Below are 18,498 nucleotides of genomic sequence, written 5' to 3' on the forward strand. Positions count from 1 at the left end.
CAGGCGACATCAGGCGCCGTTGATCGCGGGTGGCATGCACCGGAAGACCCGGTGCAAACAGGCGATGTACCGGTGCCCTGCTCCGCCCATTGACGTCTATTCACATGCCTAAGACTCTGCATGATGCTATGCAGGCCGGGCAAGGGGCAGCGGTGATCACATTCGACGCAGTCAGCAAGCGCTCCCCGAACGGCACCACCGCCGTGGACGACCTGTCCCTGGACCTCCCCGAGGGCGGCGTCACCGTCCTCGCGACATCCGGGAGGCGGACGCCGCCGAGCTGCGCCGCGGCATCGGCTACGTCATCCAGCAGTCCGGCCTCTTCCCTCACCGTACGATCCTCGACAACATCGCGACCGTCCCGCTGCTGCTGGGCTGGGGCCGGCGCAAGGCCCGCGCCCGGGCCGCCGAACTGCTGGAGCTGGTGGGGCTGCCCACGGACGCCGGCAAGCGCTACCCGCACCAACTCTCCGGGAGAACTCAGTCTGCTGCTGGCGCTGACGGGTCCGGCCGAGGCGCTGTCCGTCGACCGGCCGCCGCCGGGTCCCCCGTGGACGGGCCGTCGCCGTGCGGGCCGTCATAGTGCGGCGGGAGACCGAACAGCGGGAACAGCCGCTCGGTGTCGAGGAACGACTGGAGGGCGGTGATCCGTCCGTCCGCCGTCTCGATGACCTGGATCGCCCAGGGCTTGCCGTCCGCACGGTACTGGCCGAACGCCGGCCGTCCGTTCGCCGCGACCGGCACCAGATGCGAGCCCCGGCAGCCGCAGCCCGGCCCCAGCAGCCACTTCAGGATGTCCTCGCGGCCGCGCAGCCACAGCTCGTACGGCGGCATGGAGAGCGTGGAGTCCTCGTGCAGCAGGGCCGTCAGAGCGTCCATGTCGAAGCGTTCGAAGGCCTCGACATAGCGGTCGAGCAGGGCCTGCTGGGCCTCGTCCAGCGGCTGCGGCGGTGCTCCGCCACGCTCGGCGAGGGTGGCCCGGGCCCGCTGGAGCGCGCTGTTGACCGAGGCGACCGAGCTGCCCAGCAGCTCCGCGACCTCGGACGCCGACCAGCTCAGCACCTCGCGCAGGATCAGTACGGCCCGCTGCCGGGGCGCCAGCCGCTGGAGCGCGGCGATGAACGCCAGCCGGACCGACTCCCGGGCGACCGCGGTCTCGGCCGGGTCCCCGGCCGCCGCCAGCACCCGCTCGTCCGGGACCGGCCCGATCCAGGTGGCCTCCGGCAGCCCGGTCCCGATCGGGGCGTCCACGCTCGACGGTGAGGCGAGATCCATCGGCCGGGCCCGCCGCCGGCTGCCCTTGAGCAGGTCCAGACAGACATTGGTGGCGATCCGGTACAGCCATGAGCGCAGCGAGGCCCGCCCCTCGAACCGGTCGTGGCTCCGCCAGGCCCGCACCATCGTCTCCTGGACGGCGTCCTCGGCCTCGAACGCCGAGCCCAGCATCCGGTAGCAGTAGCCGGTCAGCTCGGTGCGGTGCGCCTCCAGCCGGTCCGCCAACGCGTCCTGCGCGCCCGCCCGTTCACCGCCGTCCGGCACCGCGGCCCGGCCCGTCGCCGGGGCCCCGCCCGTCACCGTGGCTTCGCTCATCGAGGACCGCTTCATGGTGGAACCGTCCCTCCGCCCGTCGGCCGACCACCGGAATCCGCGCCCCGACGGTACCGGAGCACCCGGCACCAGTCTGCGCCCCCGGCACCACCCTCGCGAACCGGTAAGGCACGCGGAGGACGGGCCGGCCGCCGGCCTACTCCGCCACCCGCAGCGCCGAGCCCCGCTCCGACAGGCGCGGGGCGCACACGATGCGCTTGCGGCGGACCCGGCGGCCCTCGATGGCGGCGACCGCGAGGCGGGCGGCCTCCTTGGCGATGTCGGTCAGTCCCCAGTCGACGGTGGTCAGCGGCGGGGTGAGGACCCGGGAGACGGGGTGGTCGTCGAAGCCGACGACGGAGAGGTCGCGGCCCACGGTCAGGGCGGCCTCGGCGGCGGCCGCGTAGACGCCGTAGGCGATGGAGTCGGAGAAGCAGAAGACGGCGGCGGGCGGGGCGAGGCCGGGCGCGGTGGGCCGGCGGCCGTCGGGGCTGTTGGTCAGCACACGGCGGGCGACCGCGGTCGCCTCGCCCAACTCCTGGGCGCAGGGCAGGACTTCGACCTCGATGCCGAGGCGTGCGGCGGCCTCGCGGACATAGACGTCGGCGGGGCGGTCGGGGGTGGAGGGGCCGGTCGGGGTCAGTACGGTGACACGGCGGTGGCCCAGCCCGCGCAGGTACTCCAGGACGGCGTCGATACCGGCGCGGTTGTCGAAGAGCACCTCGCCGGCGGTACGGGCGCGGCTCAGCGCATCGCCGATGGAGACCACCGGCACCGCCTCGGCGATCTTCGACCAGCCCTCGGCGCTCGGGTCGACGGGAGAGACCAGCAGACCGTCCACGCGCTGGTCGCGCAGCTGCTTGGCCAGCGCCAGTTCCCGCTCGGGGTCACCGCCCGCGTCGAGGATCAGCGCATAGCGGTCGCCGGCCAGCAGCTCGCGCCCTATGGCGGCCATCAGCTGCTGCTGCCAAAGGTCCTGGAGGTCTCCGGCGAGCACACCGACGGTGCTGGTGCGGCCGCTGGCGAGGGCGCGGGCGATCGGATCGGCCTCGTAGCCGAGTTCGGCGGCGGCCCTGCGCACCCGCTCCTCGGTCTCCTTGGACACGTGCTTGCCGCGCAGCGCGTAGGAGACGGCGGCGGTGGAGAGTCCGGTGGCCTCGGCCACCTCGCGGAGGGTGGTGCGCTTGTTGGGCCTGGCCATGTCCGGAAGCCTACCCAAGGAGACGGGCGGGCCTGCGCTCAAGGCGGTGCGGAGCAGCTTCGCCGATCCGGCCCAGCCTTGACAGCACAGTTGGTTAACCGCTTCACTTAACCGCATCAGTTAAACGGTTAAGTGAAGCGGTTGAGGAGGTCGGCGCCCGTGGCCACCGACGTCCACCAGCACCTCTGGCCGTCCGGGTTCTGCGCGCTGCTGCGGGCCCGCAGTGCGCCGCCGCGGCTCGACGGCTGGACGCTGCACCTGCCCGGTGAGGCTCCGTACGACGTCGACCCCGCCGACCACGACCCCGCGGCCCGCGCCCGGCTGGCCCGTGCGGACGGCCTGGAGCGGGCCCTGGTGTCGCTCTCCAGCCCGCTCGGCATCGAGTATCTGCCGCCCGGGGAGGCCGCACCGCTGCTCGCCGCGTTCCACGACGGCGCGCTGGCGCTGCCCGCCCCGTTCGGTGTGTGGGCCTCGGTCTGCCTCTCCGCACCGGAGCCGGACACCGGTGCGCTGCGACGCGAACTGCGGCGCGGCTGCGTGGGGCTCCAGCTCCCCGCCACCGCACTGCTCGACGCGGCGGGCTGGGCCCGTAGCGCACCGCTCCTGGACGTCGCCGCCGAGCTGGACAAGCCGCTGTTCATCCACCCCGGCGCGGCCCCTTCCGCGCCCAACGGCGCGCCCGCCTGGTGGCCGGCACTGGTCCCGTACGTCCAGCAGATGCACGCCTCGTGGTTCGCCTTCCGCGCCTTCGGGCGGCCGCGCCACCCGGATCTGCGGGTCTGCTTCGCGGCGCTGGCAGGCCTGGCGCCGCTGCACGGCGAGCGGCTGGTCGCCCGCGGCGGCGGCCGGGACCGCGGCCGGGTGGACGGCAACGCCTTCTACGAAACGTCCTCGTACGGCACCCGTGCGGTGGACGCCCTGGTGCGGGCCGTCGGCATCGATGTGGTCGTCAGCGGCAGCGACCGCCCCTACGCCGGGCCCGTCATCCCCGACCTCGGCGCGGAGGCCGCGGTCCACGCCCTGCGCACCGCCAACCCGGCCCGCCTGCTGGGCCCGACGAAAGGAGCCCGCCCATGAAGCCCGCCGCCTCCCAGGCCGCCACCGCCCGCGAGGTCCCCTACGGCGAGCTGCCGTTCACCGCGCTGCCCGAGCGCAACCTCGACAAGCACGAGCTGCGGGCCCTGGTCGACACGCTCGCCGCCCGCCCGGACCTGTGGCGCAAGCAGGTGGCCTTCTCCGACACCGAGCGCCACTACGCGTCGCTGCACCGCGATGAGTTCGTCGATGTGTGGCTGCTGTGCTGGACCCGGCAGAACGACACCGGCTGGCACGACCACGACATCTCCTCCGGGGCGGTCCATGTCGTCCAGGGCATGCTGACCGAGTCCAACCCCCGGATCGGCGGGGAGCATCTGGCCACCACGGTCGGTGCGGGCACCTCGTTCTGCTTCGGGCCTGACCATATCCACCGCCTCACCGGCGCGACCGACGACGCGGTCTCGGTGCACGCCTATTCGCCGCCGCTGTGGCGCCTGGGCCAGTACGACATCACCGAGGAGGGGCTGATGCGCCGGGTCTCGGTCTCGTACGCCGATGAGCTGCGGCCGATGGGCGGGGCGGCCACCGCCGCCTGAGCCCCGGCCGCCCGAGCCACGGGTGTCACCACGGATCAACTGCCGTTCGCGTCCCACCTATTGACCTTCCATTCACCGCCATCGATCCTGCATGAACCCATACAGGCGCGACCCGAGGCGGACTCATGGCAGGTGTGGTCGAACAGCGCTCCATCGACGTCGTCCCCGACGACGAACGGCACGGCAGCGCGGTCAGCCAGTTCACGCTCTGGCTGGGCGCCAATCTCCAGATCACCGCCGTCATCACCGGCGCACTGGCCGTCGTCTTCGGGGCGAACGCCTTCTGGTCACTGATCGGGCTGCTGCTCGGCAATCTGCTGGGCGGGGCCGTGATGGCACTGCACTCCGCGCAGGGGCCGCGGCTCGGACTGCCGCAGATGATCACCTCGCGGGCGCAGTTCGGCGTGCGCGGCGCGGTGGTCCCGCTGGCTCTGGTCATCGTGATGTACATCGGCTTCTTCGCCAGCGGCAGCGTGCTGGCCGGGCAGGCGGTCGGTGAGCTGACACACCTCGGCGAGACACCCGGGATCGTGCTGTTCGCCGCGGTCACCGCGGTCGCCGCGGCGGTCGGCTACCGCCTGATCCACGCCCTCGGCAGAATCGCCGGCCTGGTCTGCGCACTGGCCTTCGTCCACCTGGGCATCCAGCTGTTCCACCGCGCCGACGTCGGCGCGCTGCTGCACGACCACCGCTTCGGCCTGCCGGTCTTCCTGCTCGCCGTCTCCCTCTCGGCCTCCTGGCAGCTGGCGTTCGGCCCGTACGTGGCCGACTACTCGCGCTATCTGCCGCGGCACACCTCGGCGCGCGCCACGTTCTGGTGGACACTGGCCGGCTCGGTGCTCGGCTCGCAGTGGTCGATGACCTTCGGCGCACTGGCGGCCGCCGCGGCCCCCGCCGCGTTCGTGGGGCACGAGGTCGGCTATGTCGTCGGCCTGGGCGGCGCCGGGCTGGTCGCCTCGTTCCTCTACTTCGTGATCGCCCTCGGCAAGCTCACCATCAACGTCCTCAACACCTACGGCGGTTTCATGTCGCTGGTCACCAGCGTCAGCGGCTTCCGCGGGCAGCGGAAGCTGTCGCCGCGGGGCCGCGCCGGGTACATCGCGGGGATCATGCTGGCCGGCACCGCCGTCGCCCTGTTGGGCAAGGACTCCTTCCTGACGTCCTTCAAGGACTTCCTGCTCTTCCTGCTGACCTTCTTCACCCCCTGGTCGGCGATCAACCTCGTCGACTACTACCTGATCTCCAAGGAGCGTTACGACATCCCGGCACTCAGCGACCCCGACGGCCGCTACGGCGCCTGGAACGTCCGGGCGCTCACCGTCTACGCCCTCGGCGTGCTCGCCCAACTCCCGTTCCTGGCCACGCACTTCTACACCGGTCCGCTGGTCGCACCGCTCGGCGGCGCCGATGTCTCCTGGCTGGTCGGGCTCGCCGTACCGGCCGCCCTGTACTGGTGCGCCGCCCGCCGCGACACCGCGCGCCTCGCGCCGCCGGCCGCGCCCGGCGGGCAGCACCGCGAGGAAACCCCCGCCGGGTCGGGGGGCTAGCCCTACCGCGCCGCGCCCCATGGGTCCGTAGCCTCGACGGCATGGCAATACACGACCGCGAGCTGCGAAAAGAGCTCGACGCGACCCTCCAGACCCGTGAAGAGCTGGGGCCGGAGTACGAGCCGGAGCTGGTGGAGTCCTTTCTGGAGAAGCTGGAGGTGACCGTCGACCGGCGGGTGCGGCGGCAGTTGGCCGAGCAGCAGGTGCAGGTCGCGCGCGGCGCCCGCCCGGCGCGTCAGCGCAGCGGCGGCAACGACTTCTGGCAACGCTTCGGGATCGCCGCGCTCTCGCTGGTGCTCAACATCCCGCTGTCCTTGATCGCCTCGTCCCACGCGGGGCTGCCGGGTCTGCTGGTGTGCTGGGCCGGCGTGGTCGGCGTCAACGCCGTGCACAGCACGGGTGTGCGCGCGCTGCTGCTCGCGCGCGGCGGGCGCCGCGACGGGGAGTGGGACTGACTCCCGCGGCGGAAAAGGCTGTTGCGGGGACCGCCGCACCCCGGCCGGGGCCGGGGGCGGGACGACGGCGGTCCCCGCAAGGGACGCGATCCGGCTTCAGCGCCGGCGTCGCGTCCGGGCGGCGATCTGGGAGGTCCGGGAGCCGCTCCGGAGGTCCGTATCGCCGTGCACATCAATGTGCCTGACGCGTGTTAAGCCCGTGCTGCGAGCACATGACGCATACGTACACCTTGCGACGACGGCCCGTTCCCTGACGGCCACTTGACGCCGCAGCGGGTCCGGTACGGGCGGCGGCCGCCCCGGGGGACGGCCGCCGCGACCGGTGCTACTTGCCGGCCTCGCGCGCCAGGAAGGCCAGCAGGTCCTGCCGGCTCACCACGCCCTTCGGCTTGCCCTCGACGAGGACGATGGCCGCATCCGCGCTCTCCAGGACCGCCATCAGGTCGGAGACCGACTCGCCGGAGCCGACCTGCGGCAGCGGCGGGCACATGTGCTTCTCCAGCGGGTCGGTCAGCGAGGCCCGCTGGGTGAACAGCGCGTCCAGCAGCTCCCGCTCGACGACCGAGCCGACGACCTCGGCGGCCATCACGTCCGGGTGCCCGGCGCCCGGCTTGACGATCGGCATCTGCGAGACGCCGTACTCGCGCAGTACGTCGATCGCCTCACCGACGGTCTCCTCGGGGTGCATGTGCACCAGCGAGGGCAGCGCGCCCTCCTTGTGCTGGAGCACATCGCTGACCCGGGCGGCGGTGCCGCCCTCCTCCAGGAAGCCGTAGTCGGCCATCCACTCATCGTTGAAGATCTTGGAGAGGTAGCCACGGCCGCTGTCCGGCAGCAGCACGACCACCACGTCGTCCGGCCCGAGCTTCGCGGCGACCTCCAGCGCGGCCACCACGGCCATCCCGCAGGAGCCGCCGACCAGCAGGCCCTCCTCCTTGGCGAGGCGGCGGGTCATCTGGAAGGCGTCCTTGTCCGAGACCGCGACGATCTCGTCGGCGACCGTACGGTCGTAGGCGGTCGGCCAGAAGTCCTCACCGACACCCTCGATCAGGTACGGGCGCCCGGAGCCGCCGCTGTAGACCGAGCCCTCCGGGTCGGCGCCGATGACCTTGACCCGGCCCTCGCTGGCGTCCTTCAGATAGCGGCCGGTGCCGCTGATCGTGCCGCCGGTGCCGACGCCCGCCACGAAGTGGGTGATCCGCCCGTCGGTCTGCTCCCACAGCTCGGGGCCGGTGCTCTCGTAGTGGGAGCGCGGGTTGTTCGGGTTGCTGTACTGGTCGGGCTTCCAGGCACCGGGCGTCTCACGCACCAGGCGGTCCGAGACGTTGTAGTACGAGTCCGGGTGCTCGGGGTCCACCGCCGTCGGGCAGACCACCACCTCCGCGCCGTACGCCCGCAGCACATTGATCTTGTCCGTGGACACCTTGTCCGGGCAGACGAAGATGCACTTGTAACCCTTTTGCTGGGCGACGATCGCCAGGCCGACACCGGTGTTCCCGGATGTCGGCTCGACGATGGTGCCGCCCGGCTGTAGCTCACCCGACTGCTCGGCGGCCTCGATCATCCGCAGCGCGATCCGGTCCTTGACCGAACCGCCGGGGTTGAAGTACTCGACCTTCGCCAGGACGGTGGCCTGGATCCCTCGAGTGACGTTGTTGAGCCGCACCAGCGGGGTGTTGCCGACGAGCTCAATCATCGAATCGTAAAACTGCACGGTGGTCTCCGCGGTCGGGGGCACGCTCTCCTGCGCCCGTGCCGCCAGCCTATTGCCCGGGTGGGTTGGCGCACGGATGCGTTGCGTTCCGTGCAGGAACGGGCAACACACTGTTGTAGGAGTTCTTGACGGTTCAAGAGCGCGTCCGGCCCCAGGACCGTGGCGCGCCCGCACTCTACGGGGAGGTACCGGGCCGATGCCGATGACGATGTCCAGGGCGAGGGTGGCGCGGCGGATCGCGACCGCCGCCGCATTCGGCGGCGGCGGGATCGGCCTGCTCGGTGTCGCCGCCGTCGGGGTACTGCTGACCGAGGCGCGGCTGGCCCGCCGTACGGTCGGCGGCTCCAGCGACATCCCGCCGTGCGCCGACGGCCACTACGGCGCCGCGTTCGGCCACCGCACCGACCGCCCGCCGCTGCGCCTGGGCTTCCTCGGCGACTCCACCGCCGCCGGCCAGGGCGTGCACCGTGCCTCGCAGACGCCGGGCGCGCTGCTCGCCTCGGGGCTGGCCGCGGTCGCCGAACTTCCCGTCGACTTCCGCAATGTGGCGCTGCCCGGTGCGCAGTCGGACGACCTGGCGCGCCAGGTGGAGCTGATGCTGGCGGACGGCACGGAGACCCCGGACGTCTGCGTGATCATGATCGGCGCCAACGACGTCACCCACCGGATGGCGCCCGTGCAGTCCGTGCGCCATCTGTCCGAGGCGGTGCGGCGGCTGCGTGCCGCGGGGTGTGAGGTGGTGGTGGGCACCTGCCCTGATCTGGGCACCATCGAGCCGGTCTACCAGCCGCTGCGCTGGGTGGCCCGGCGGCTCTCCCGGCAGCTCGCGGCCGCCCAGACCATCGGGGTGGTCGAGAGCGGCGGCCGTACGGTCTCGCTGGGCGATCTGCTCGGCCCCGAGTTCGAGGCGCGTCCCCGGGAGCTGTTCGGGCCGGACAACTACCACCCGTCGGCCGAGGGGTATGCCACCGCGGCGATGGCCGTCCTGCCGACGCTGTGCGCTGCGCTGGGCCTGTGGCCGGAGGGGGAGCGGCCTGAGCCCGCCCGGGGCGAGGGCATTCTGCCGGTCGAGCAGGCGGCCGCTGAGGCGGCTTCCGAGGGCGGTACGGAGGTCACCGCCTCCCGTGCGCCCTGGGCGCTGCTCAAGCACCGCAGGCGCCGCCAGCTGCCGGCCGCGGAGCCGACGGACCGGTCGTCGGTCACGGGGTGAGGCGACGGGGCGGCAGGCGTCCGCGGCGGCTGCGGCGCGCGGGGCCGTACGGGAATATCCGGCGGCCCTCCGCCGTTCTATAAGCGCCCGCTTAGAAAAGAGGCCCGCATCACAGCGCGCACCCCGTGACCTCAGCAGTACGCGCAGGTAACTTCCCCCACAGTCCCTGCATTTTCTCCCCTTGGAGCCGTGATGCCCGAAGCCGTGATCGTCTCAGCCGCCCGCTCCCCGATCGGCCGTGCCTTCAAGGGCTCGCTCAAGGACCTGCGCCCGGACGACCTGACCGCGAAGATCATCGAGACCGCGCTCGCCAAGGTCCCCGAGCTCGACCCCAGGGACATCGACGACCTGATGCTCGGCTGTGGCCTCCCCGGCGGCGAGCAGGGCCACAACCTCGGCCGCATCGTGGCCGTCCAGATGGGGATGGACCACCTGCCGGGCTGCACCATCACCCGCTACTGCTCCTCCTCGCTCCAGACGACCCGCATGGCGCTGCACGCCATCAAGGCCGGCGAGGGCGACGTCTTCATCTCGGCCGGTGTCGAGATGGTCTCCCGCAGCGTCAAGGGCAGCTCCGACGGTCTGCCCGACACCCACAACCCGCTCTTCGCCGAGGCCGAGGCCCGTACCGCGGCGCGCTCCGAGGAGGAGGGCGCGGGCTGGCACGACCCGCGCGAGGACGGCCTGCTCCCCGACGCGTACATCGCGATGGGCCAGACCGCGGAGAACCTCGCCCGCCTCAAGGGCGTGACCCGCCAGGACATGGACGAGTTCGGCGTACGGTCGCAGAACCTCGCCGAGAAGGCGATCAACGACGGCTTCTGGGAGCGCGAGATCACCCCGGTCACGCTGCCCGACGGCACGGTCGTCTCCAAGGACGACGGCCCGCGCGCCGGCGTCACCGTCGAGGGCGTCTCCGGCCTCAAGCCGGTCTTCCGCCCCGACGGCCTGGTGACCGCCGGCAACTGCTGCCCGCTGAACGACGGCGCCGCGGCGCTGGTCATCATGTCCGACACCAAGGCGCGCGAGCTGGGTCTGACCCCGCTGGCCCGGATCGTCTCCACCGGTGTCTCCGGCCTGTCCCCCGAGATCATGGGCTACGGACCGGTGGAGGCCAGCAAGCAGGCGCTTCAGCGCGCCGGCCTCTCGGTCTCCGACATCGACCTGGTCGAGATCAACGAGGCGTTCGCCGCCCAGGTGATCCCGTCCTACCGGGACCTGGGCATCGACCTGGACCGCCTGAACGTCAACGGCGGCGCGATCGCCGTCGGCCACCCCTTCGGCATGACCGGCGCCCGCATCACCACCACCCTGATCAACTCCCTCCAGTGGCACGACAAGCAGTTCGGCCTGGAGACGATGTGCGTGGGCGGCGGCCAGGGCATGGCGATGGTCATCGAGCGGCTGAGCTGAGCCGAGCTGTAGCGGAGGGTGGGGCCGGGCGCTCACTCCGCGCGCCCGGCCCCACCCTCCGCTCGCTCCGCGGGGGGGGCGGACAAACGGACCAACTTCCGCCCCGCGCACACCCTTCGCGCTCGTACGGACACGGGCGGCTACCCCCGCGTGAGCTGCATCACGTGGTAACGAGATCGCGACCCAATCTCCCCCACGATTGTGACCAACGCCCCGGCTGAGAGGCGTTCTTGCAGGTCAGCATGGGGTTACCCCGGCGCATAAGACCTATGGCCCCCAGCATTTCGGGACATAGTGCACGCGGAGCGGTCGCCGACCCCCGGCAGGCTGATGTAGGAAGTCGGAGAACATTCTGCTAACGGGGGTACGCCGGTGAGCGAGCCGCCACCCGGAGTCACCCCGTGAGCGAGTGCATCAAGGGGGTCACCCCCACCGAAGGGCGGGGGAAGTCCATGTACCGATGCACGGCCCGTGGGAAGCGGGCCGCCGAGCGTACTGCGGAGGACGCATGAGCGAGCGAACCACCGGAAGGTGCACGCCTCGCGAATGCGGGCCCGAGCGAAGCGAGGTTTCAGCATGAGTGCCACCACCCTGGTCCTGGTCACGGCCGCGGCCGCCGCCGTGGCGCTGGGCGTCGCAGCCCTGCGCACCGCCCGCGCACTGCGCCGCCAGCTCGCCGAGCTGCACGCCGAGCTGGTCGCCTACCGCCAGGACACCGCCGCATACGCCGGAGCGGAGGGCGCGGCCATCCCGGCCGCCCGTACGGTCCCGGCCGCCGAGACCCCGCTCGCGGACATACGCGCCGCCGTCGCCGATGCACTGGCCGAGGAGCGGGAGCGCGAACTGGCCGAGGCCCGCGCCTTCTGGGCCGCGCAGGAGGCCAGGGACGCCGCCGACGCCCCGTCGCTGCTGGGCGGTCTGGCCGGCCTCGGTGACGAGAGCCCGCTGGACGCCCGCGCCGACCACCGCGAGCTGCCCGAGCGGCCGGAGTCCGACCGGTTCGACATCCATCCGTTCCTGCCCCGCCAGGCGGACTTCGCCGGCATCGAGCCGCTGCTGGGCCCGGACGCCCTGGAGTCGGTGGAGGCGCTGGAGTCCCTGGACGCGCCGGAACTGGAGCCCGTCGAGGAGGCCGAGTCCGCCGAACTGGCCGCGGCCCGCCGGCGCCACCCCTCGCACCCCGACTTCTCGCCGTCCCCGGTGATCAGCGACCACGAGCGCACGGTCGCGCGGCTGGAGGAGCTGGCGCAGGAGCGCACCCCGGTCGCCGACGTCCGGCCGGGCCCGCTGGGCACCCTGGACGTCTATGTCTTCGCCGACGGCACCACGCTCTGTCTGACCCCCGGGCAGCGCGAGGCCGCCGAGCGGGTGGCCGGCGCACTGCACTCCGGGCTCACCCCGGTGCTGCTGGGCGGCTCCGGTATCTCCGGTGCCTATGCGCTGACCTTCTCGTGGGGCGAGAGCCGCGACGAGAGCGTTTATCTACTCGCCGACCGCGTCATCGCCTCCCTCTGACCCGGCGGCGCCCGGCGCACCCCGCACGCCCCGCGGACGCCCCCTAGCAGCGTTCCGCCGCCGCCCGTACGCATCGCAGGGCCTCCGCCAGTTCGTCGGCGGGGGCCACTTTCGCGTCAGCCTGCGCCGGGCGGGCGGCCGCTGCCCGCAGCGCCTCGACGAGGTCATGTCCGGCCACCGCGAGTTGGTCGCCGGCCGCGAACATCCCGGCGTCCGGGAACTCCCGCGGGGGCTCTCCGGGCCGCTCGATACGCTGCGCACGGGCCGCCAACTCCCGTGCCAGGGCGAGCCCTTCGGCCGCCGCGCCCTGGCTGAGCCGGCTCTGCGGCAGCACTCTGAGGCGGTCGGCGAGGGCATCCACTGCGGTCTGCAAAGGGGTCACGTCAAGCACGTCGTGAGCCTATGCGCCACTTCCGGGTGGTTGCCAACGGCGGAACCCTGAGGCACGGTGTGCTGAAGAACCAGCATCGACCGCGTCCGGAGGCGCCGATGTCTCAGCTCTTCTCCGAAGAGACCCACCGGAACATGCTCTCCCGTATCCCGCACTGCACCGGCCGGGAAATCTCCGACTGGCTCCGCACCGTTGACGAAGGCCCCGCTCTCTTCCGCTTCGACGAAAAGGTCAGCTGGCTCCGCGGCGAGCACAACCTCGCCTACGGGCACGCCAAGGCAATCGTCCATGAACACGACCTCAGGCGCGCTGCGCGGAAGTTCTGATCTGCCATGACGGGCTTAGCGCCTGTCCAGTTCAGGACACGCGACACACTCACGCGGCACATAAGGCGAAGGGCCCGCAGGCAGTGCCTGCGGGCCCTTCGTGGCGCGTGGCGGGTGCCCGCGCCGGGGTGCGTCAGTCGCCGCGGAGGATCGAGATCAGCCGCAGCATCTCCATGTAGATCCACACCAGGGTGAGGGTCAGGCCGAACGCCGCGAGCCAGGACTCCTCACGCGGGGCGCCGTAGGCGATGCCGTCCTCGACCTGCTTGAAGTCCAGGGCCAGGAACAGCGCGCCGAGGACCACACCGACGATGCCGAAGACGATGCCCAGGCCGCCGCTGCGGAAGCCGAGGCCGTCGCCGCCGCCGAACACCATGAACAGCACGTTGACCAGGGACAGCAGGATGAAGCCCATGGCCGCGATCATCACGAAGCGGGTGAAGCGGGCGGTGACCCGTACGATCCGCGTCTTGTAGGCGACCAGCATCGCCACGAACACCGCCATCGTGCCCAGCACCGCCTGCATCGGGGCGCCGCTCATGTTCGGCAGGGTGTTGAGGTAGCCGCTGAGCGCACCGAGGAACAGGCCCTCCAGCGCCGCGTACGACAGGATCAGCGCGGGCGAAGGCTTGCGCTTGAAGGACTGGACGAGGCCCAGCACCATCGCGACCAGTCCCGCGCCGATGGCGAAGCCGAGGTTCTGGGTCAGGAACAGCCAGCCGACCGTGGCGCCGGCGACGACCGTGCCGAGCGTCATGCCCGTGCGCGCGACGACATCGTCCATCGTCATCGGGCGGGTCTGCGGCGCGTACTGCGGCGGTGCCTGGGTGCCGGGCTGCTGGCCCTGGGCGTACGGGTTGGTCGGGGCCTGCGCGTAGGGGTTGCCGCCCTGTGCGTAGGGGTTCGTGCCGGCGTACGGGTTCGCGGTCGGGCCCCCGGCCTGCGGCGGTGCGTTGAAGCCCGCGTAGCCGGTGTCGCGGCTGAAGCCCCGTCGCGAGAAGACCGGGTTGCTGCTCCTCATCCTTCACTCCTCCATGGCCGCCCTGCGCGGCCTTGACGGCAAGCGTAATGGCTTGGCAAAGGCGCGTCGCTAGTTCTTGAGCAGGATCTTTCCCCGAAGCCGGGAGGACGCGTCCGCCATGAGGAGGACGTATGGGAGGGCGCGGACGTGCCCGGAGGCGCCGCGGCGGCCCTGCCCGGCCCCGCCGGCGGTCCCGCGCCGTTATTCGCCGCAGTGGCCGTCACGCGTCCGCAGGCAACCGATTCACCGGTGGAGCCGTCTTCCCTTCCGGCCGGAAGCTGCCCTGGTGGGCGGATCTACAGAGATGACGCATGGTCAAGATCCGAACGCCGGAGTGCCCCTTCTCGATGCACAGATGCATCACCGTACGTAGTGCTATGGGCGCGATCGGTTTAATCCGAGGGTACAGATAGGGCTATTCTGGCGGGAAACAGCAGCGAAAGAGGGTTGAGGTCCCTGTGCCTGACGTCTCAGTAGTCGTCATCGTCTACAACGACGCCGACCGGTTGCCGACCGCGGTCCAGTCCGTACTGGATCAATCGCTCCGGGACGTCGAGGTGGTGATCGTCGACGATTGCAGCACCGACCGTTCTTTCGAAGTCGCACAGCAACTCGCGGCCGCGCACCCCGGGCGGGTGCGGGCCTTCCAGCTGCCGGAGAACAGCGGTGCGGGAGGCGAGCCGCGCAACGTCGGCATCCAGCACACCCAGGGCCGCTACGTCATGTTCCTGGACAGCGACGACGTCCTGGAGCTGAATGCCTGCCGGAACATGCTGGAGGCCGCCGAGGAGAGCGGCTCGGACATCGTTTCCGGCCTGTGCGTGCGACTGCACAAGGACACCCGCAATCAGAAGCGGGACGAGTGGTATTCCTGGCTTTATTCCACCACCCGCACACTGGAATCCGTCACCGAATTGCCGGACCTGTTTGTGTGGGACACCCTCTCCACCAACAAGTGCTATCGCCGCGACTTCCTCATCGAACATAATCTCCGTTTTCCCAAGGGGATGTTCTACGAGGACCTGATGTTTATCGCCGATGCCTATCTCGCCGCGAAGCGCATCACACTGATTCCCAATCAGGTCTATTTCTGGCATGTGTTCGAGCGGTCCGCCGTGAAATCGGTGACGAACCGGCGCCACGAAATGACGAACTATGCGCACCGGCTGGAGATCCACCGGCGCATCGACGCATTGCTGGCCGAGCGCGGGCTGGACGAGATGCGGCTCGCCAAGGACGTCAAATTCCTCAAGCACGACCTGGTACTGCATCTGCGGGACCTGCCGTTCCGGGACGCGTCCTACCGCAGGGAGTTCGCCGAACTCTCCCGGGAGTACCTCGCCGGGATCGCCCCCGAGGCGTACGAGCGCGTACAGCCGATCCAGGCCATCTGTGCGTATCTGCTCCAGCAGGGTGACTGGGACAACCTGATCCCGGCGGTCGACACCCTCATCAACCGCGACAAGGTCTCCTCGCCGCTCACCGAGCACGACGGCCGGATCTACTGGTGCGGCGGCCACCTCGACGACGCGTTCGGCCGCAGCGTGCTGGACGTGACCGACATCGGCTACCACGAGAAGCCGGTCAACCAGCTGTTCCTGCGCAACCAGCTGACCGGCTACCGCGACTCCGGCCGGTCCGTCGCGCTGACCGGACGGATCACCAATCCGCTCGGCATCATCCCGGCGGACGCCAAGCTGACCGGTGAGCTGGAGTTCAGCGCCCGGCGGCGCAGCCTCCAGTCCTTCCACTTCCCGGTGCGGGTGCTGCGCCATGAGGGCGACAGCCTCCACTGGGAGGCCGCGGCGGACCTCACCGCCAAGCTGCGCCCGCTGGGCATCGTCGACACCATCTGGGACGTACGGCTGCGCCTGGACGTGGACGGGGTGCGCACCACGACCCGGCTCACCGTCGCCGACACCGCGCTGTCCGGCGGGCTGCCGGTCCGGCCCCGGCTGACGCGGATGGTCGCCGATCATCTGGAGCCGCATGCCTCGGCCCGGGGACATCTGGCGTTCCGGCTGGTCAGCGAGGGACGTAACGCCGAGCGCGTACAGGAGCTGATCACCCGCGGGGTGCGCGGCAAGCCGGGGACGCTGGCCAAGACCGGCTACCGCAAGGCGAAGGCGCTGCGCAAGAAGGTCACCTCCGGCGACAACAAGCTCCGCGCCTACCACGAGGTGTTCTGCCGGCTGCCCGTCAAGAAGCGCACGGTGGTCTTCGAGAGCCATCTGGGCAAGCAGTACAGCGACAGCCCGCGCGCGATCTACGAGGAGATGCGCCGTCAGGGCCTGGACTTCGAGGCGATCTGGTCGTACTCCGGCTCGCCGAAGGACTTCCCCAAGGACGTCACCCTCGTCAAGCGCTGGTCGCTGCCGTACCTCAAGGCGCTGGCGCAGGCCGAGTTCTGGGTGGACAACCAGAGCTATCCGCTCAAGCTCACCAAGCGCCCTGAGACCACCTACCTCCAGACCTGGCACGGCTCGGCGCTGAAGAACATGGGCTTCGACCAGCCGGCGCTGAAGGCGCAGACCCGGGAGCAGCAGGCCGAGCAACAGCGTTCACTGGACCGCTTCGACCGTTTCCTGTGCCGCTCCGAGCACGATGTGCGCACCCTCGCCAAGGCGTTCCGGCTCAAGGAGAAGACCCTGCTGCGGGTGGGGTACCCGCGCAATGACGCGCTGGTGCGCGCCCGGCAGCGGGAAGCGGAGCTGGGCCGGCGTGAACGCGGGCCGCTGGCCGCGGAGTTGGGCATTCCCGAGGACAAGACCGTACTGCTTTACGCACCGACCTTCCGCAAGGCGGGCGGCCGGCACGGGCGCTTCGAATTGCCCTTCGACGTGGAGCGTTTCGCCGATCAGTTCGGCGACCGCTACGTCCTCCTGGTGCGCTCGCACTACCTCAATCACGTGGTACTGCCACCGACCGTGCAGGGCCGGGTCATCGACGTATCGGCGCGCCATGACGTGACACCGATCCTGGAGCTGGCCGACGGGCTGATCACGGACTATTCGTCGGTGATGTTCGACTACGCGCTGCTCGACCGGCCGCTGGTGTTCTTCACCTACGACTACGACGAATACGTCCACGAGGGCCGTGGCACGTACTTCGATCTGCTGGAGCATGCGCCGGGCCCGGTGGTCCGCACCGAGGACGAATTCCACGAGACGATCAAGTCGTTCGAGTCGCAGGCTCTGGAATACGCGAAGAGCCGCAAGGATTTTGTCGCCAAGTTCGGTGAATACGACCGGGGCGACGCAGCTCAGAGCATCGTCGATCAGTTCTTTGCGCAGTGGAGCCGTTGATGACCAAGTCGTACGCAGCCGAGCCGCGGGACATCTTCTTCGTCTCCAACAGCGTCAACGAGATGGGCGGCATCACCAGTTGGTCGCACCAGATGGCGCGTCTCTTCAGCGAGCGGGGCCACCGGGTGCACCTCGTCGGCATCGTGCCGGCGCCCGAGGGGCGGGCCCAGGAACTCGCCGATGACCTGCCGTTCGGTACCACCACCCTCTACTCCGCACACCCGCCGTCGGTCCGCCCCGCACGCGGTCTGAAGGACCGGCTCAACCTCGCCGAGCAGCGCCGCCGGGCCGCCCGGGAGGCCGGGATGCACGAGCAGGCGGCCAAGATGAGCGCGCTGTTCCGGGCGGCGAAGCCGGGCGGAGTGGTGATCGTCACTCAGGTCTGGGCGATGGAGTGGGTGGCACTGGCCGACACCGCGGGGCTGACGGTGATCGGTATGAGCCATGAGTCGTTCGAGACCTGCCGCAAGTCGTCCCGCTTCGGCCGGGTCAAGCGGTTTTACGCGGACGTCGACCGGATGCTGACGCTCACCCGCGAGGACGCCGACCGCTGGATCCGGCAGCGGATGGACAACGTCGGCTTCATGCCGAACCCCCTGCCGTTCTTCCCCGACGTCCCCTCGGACCGGTCCCGTAAGTGCGTGGTCAGCATCGGCCGGCTCCACGAGGAGAAGGGCGTCGACCTGCTGCTGGAGGCCTGGGCGAAGGTCGCGCCGCAGCATCCGGAGTGGACCCTGCGGATCTACGGTTCCGGCGAAGAGGCGGAGGCGTTGCGCAAGTTGGCGGCGGAGCTGGGGGTGGCCTCGTCGGTCGAGTGGATGGGCCGGACCAGCGATGTCCCCGGGGCGCTGCGGGAGAGCGCGGTGTTCGCGCTGAGTTCGCGCGGTGAGGGCTTCCCGCTGGCCCCTATGGAGGCGATGGCGACCGCGGTGCCCTGTGTGGCCTTCGATGTGGCTCCGGGCGTCCACGAGATCATCACGGACGGCGAGGACGGTTTCCTCGCTCCCCCGGGCAATATCACCGAATTCGCCCGGCATCTCGACACCCTGATGTCCGACAAGGACCTTCGGGACGCGATGGGTGAAGCCGCGCGGAAGAACATCCAGCGGTTCTCCACGGACGAGATTGTCGGCCGATGGGAGAGCTTGTTCGCACTCATCGAACGCTGATCCGACAACG

At 70.7% G+C, this 18,498-nt stretch carries 15 protein-coding genes and 1 pseudogene; 11 read left to right on the plus strand and 5 right to left on the minus strand.

Annotation, left to right across the window (positions count from 1 at the left end):
• Positions 1–152: 152 nt before the first annotated feature.
• Positions 153–553, plus strand: a pseudogene (locus tag ACZ55A_RS12445) (ATP-binding cassette domain-containing protein); the annotation flags it as partial.
• On the opposite strand, the gene ACZ55A_RS12450 reads toward ACZ55A_RS12445, so the two are convergent.
• Positions 481–1,590 (minus strand): sigma-70 family RNA polymerase sigma factor, encoded by a 1,110-nt coding sequence (locus tag ACZ55A_RS12450; RefSeq protein WP_468839120.1) that lies wholly within the window; start codon positions 1,588–1,590, stop codon positions 481–483. The pseudogene ACZ55A_RS12445 and the gene ACZ55A_RS12450 sit on opposite strands and share 73 nt — an antisense overlap.
• Positions 1,591–1,744: 154 nt before the next feature.
• Positions 1,745–2,788: a LacI family DNA-binding transcriptional regulator gene (locus tag ACZ55A_RS12455; protein WP_468838118.1), complete on the minus strand. Its 1,044-nt coding sequence runs from the start codon at positions 2,786–2,788 to the stop codon at positions 1,745–1,747.
• Between the two features lie 159 nt (positions 2,789–2,947).
• On the opposite strand from ACZ55A_RS12455, the gene ACZ55A_RS12460 reads away from it, so the two are divergent.
• From ACZ55A_RS12460 to ACZ55A_RS12475, 4 genes are all read left to right on the plus strand, one after another.
• On the plus strand, positions 2,948–3,865 hold the full coding sequence (locus ACZ55A_RS12460; protein ID WP_468838120.1) for an amidohydrolase family protein: 918 nt from the start codon (positions 2,948–2,950) through the stop codon (positions 3,863–3,865).
• The gene (locus tag ACZ55A_RS12465; protein WP_468838122.1) at positions 3,862–4,422 is read left to right on the plus strand and encodes a cysteine dioxygenase; all 561 of its coding nucleotides are present in this window, start codon (positions 3,862–3,864) and stop codon (positions 4,420–4,422) included. The genes ACZ55A_RS12460 and ACZ55A_RS12465 overlap by 4 nt, the downstream gene beginning before the upstream one ends.
• A gap of 125 nt (positions 4,423–4,547) precedes the next feature.
• A complete protein-coding gene (locus ACZ55A_RS12470) occupies positions 4,548–5,969 on the plus strand; it encodes a purine-cytosine permease family protein (RefSeq protein ID WP_468838124.1) in 1,422 nt (473 codons plus the stop codon).
• Positions 5,970–6,010: 41 nt separating this feature from the next.
• Complete coding sequence (locus tag ACZ55A_RS12475; protein ID WP_468838126.1) at positions 6,011–6,424, plus strand: hypothetical protein; 414 nt, start codon at positions 6,011–6,013, stop codon at positions 6,422–6,424.
• 325 nt (positions 6,425–6,749) lie between these two features.
• On the opposite strand, the gene ACZ55A_RS12480 is transcribed toward ACZ55A_RS12475, so the two are convergent.
• Positions 6,750–8,138: a cystathionine beta-synthase gene (locus ACZ55A_RS12480; protein WP_468838128.1), complete on the minus strand. Its 1,389-nt coding sequence runs from the start codon at positions 8,136–8,138 to the stop codon at positions 6,750–6,752.
• Between the two features lie 196 nt (positions 8,139–8,334).
• On the opposite strand from ACZ55A_RS12480, the gene ACZ55A_RS12485 reads away from it, so the two are divergent.
• The 3 genes from ACZ55A_RS12485 (at position 8,335) to ACZ55A_RS12495 (ending at position 12,276) form a co-directional block, all read left to right on the plus strand.
• Positions 8,335–9,348, plus strand: coding sequence for an SGNH/GDSL hydrolase family protein (locus ACZ55A_RS12485; RefSeq protein WP_468838130.1), 1,014 nt, complete (start codon positions 8,335–8,337; stop codon positions 9,346–9,348).
• A 192-nt stretch (positions 9,349–9,540) separates the two neighbouring features.
• Positions 9,541–10,761, plus strand: a complete 1,221-nt coding sequence (locus ACZ55A_RS12490) for an acetyl-CoA C-acetyltransferase (RefSeq protein ID WP_468838132.1) — start codon at positions 9,541–9,543, stop codon at positions 10,759–10,761.
• A gap of 576 nt (positions 10,762–11,337) precedes the next feature.
• Complete coding sequence (locus ACZ55A_RS12495; protein WP_468838134.1) at positions 11,338–12,276, plus strand: hypothetical protein; 939 nt, start codon at positions 11,338–11,340, stop codon at positions 12,274–12,276.
• Positions 12,277–12,319: 43 nt separating this feature from the next.
• Here ACZ55A_RS12495 and ACZ55A_RS12500 read toward each other — a convergent pair whose 3' ends face one another.
• Positions 12,320–12,667, minus strand: coding sequence for a hypothetical protein (locus ACZ55A_RS12500; RefSeq protein WP_468838136.1), 348 nt, complete (start codon positions 12,665–12,667; stop codon positions 12,320–12,322).
• 98 nt (positions 12,668–12,765) lie between these two features.
• On the opposite strand from ACZ55A_RS12500, the gene ACZ55A_RS12505 reads away from it, so the two are divergent.
• A complete protein-coding gene (locus ACZ55A_RS12505; protein WP_006605171.1) occupies positions 12,766–12,993 on the plus strand; it encodes a DUF4287 domain-containing protein in 228 nt (75 codons plus the stop codon).
• Positions 12,994–13,126: 133 nt separating this feature from the next.
• On the opposite strand, the gene ACZ55A_RS12510 is transcribed toward ACZ55A_RS12505, so the two are convergent.
• On the minus strand, positions 13,127–14,014 hold the full coding sequence (locus ACZ55A_RS12510; protein ID WP_468838138.1) for a Bax inhibitor-1/YccA family membrane protein: 888 nt from the start codon (positions 14,012–14,014) through the stop codon (positions 13,127–13,129).
• Between the two features lie 458 nt (positions 14,015–14,472).
• On the opposite strand from ACZ55A_RS12510, the gene ACZ55A_RS12515 reads away from it, so the two are divergent.
• Together ACZ55A_RS12515 and ACZ55A_RS12520 are read left to right on the plus strand one after the other, a co-directional pair.
• Positions 14,473–17,319 carry a bifunctional glycosyltransferase/CDP-glycerol:glycerophosphate glycerophosphotransferase gene (locus ACZ55A_RS12515; RefSeq protein ID WP_468838140.1) on the plus strand — a complete coding sequence of 949 codons (2,847 nt, stop codon included), beginning with the start codon at positions 14,473–14,475 and terminating at the stop codon, positions 17,317–17,319.
• Entirely contained in the window at positions 17,319–18,488 is a 1,170-nt protein-coding gene (locus ACZ55A_RS12520) for a glycosyltransferase (RefSeq protein WP_468838142.1), read from the plus strand. Before ACZ55A_RS12515 ends, ACZ55A_RS12520 begins: the two co-directional genes overlap by 1 nt.
• Positions 18,489–18,498: the final 10 nt, after the last annotated feature.

The organism is Streptomyces sp. NPDC034111 (genome assembly GCF_055575375.1).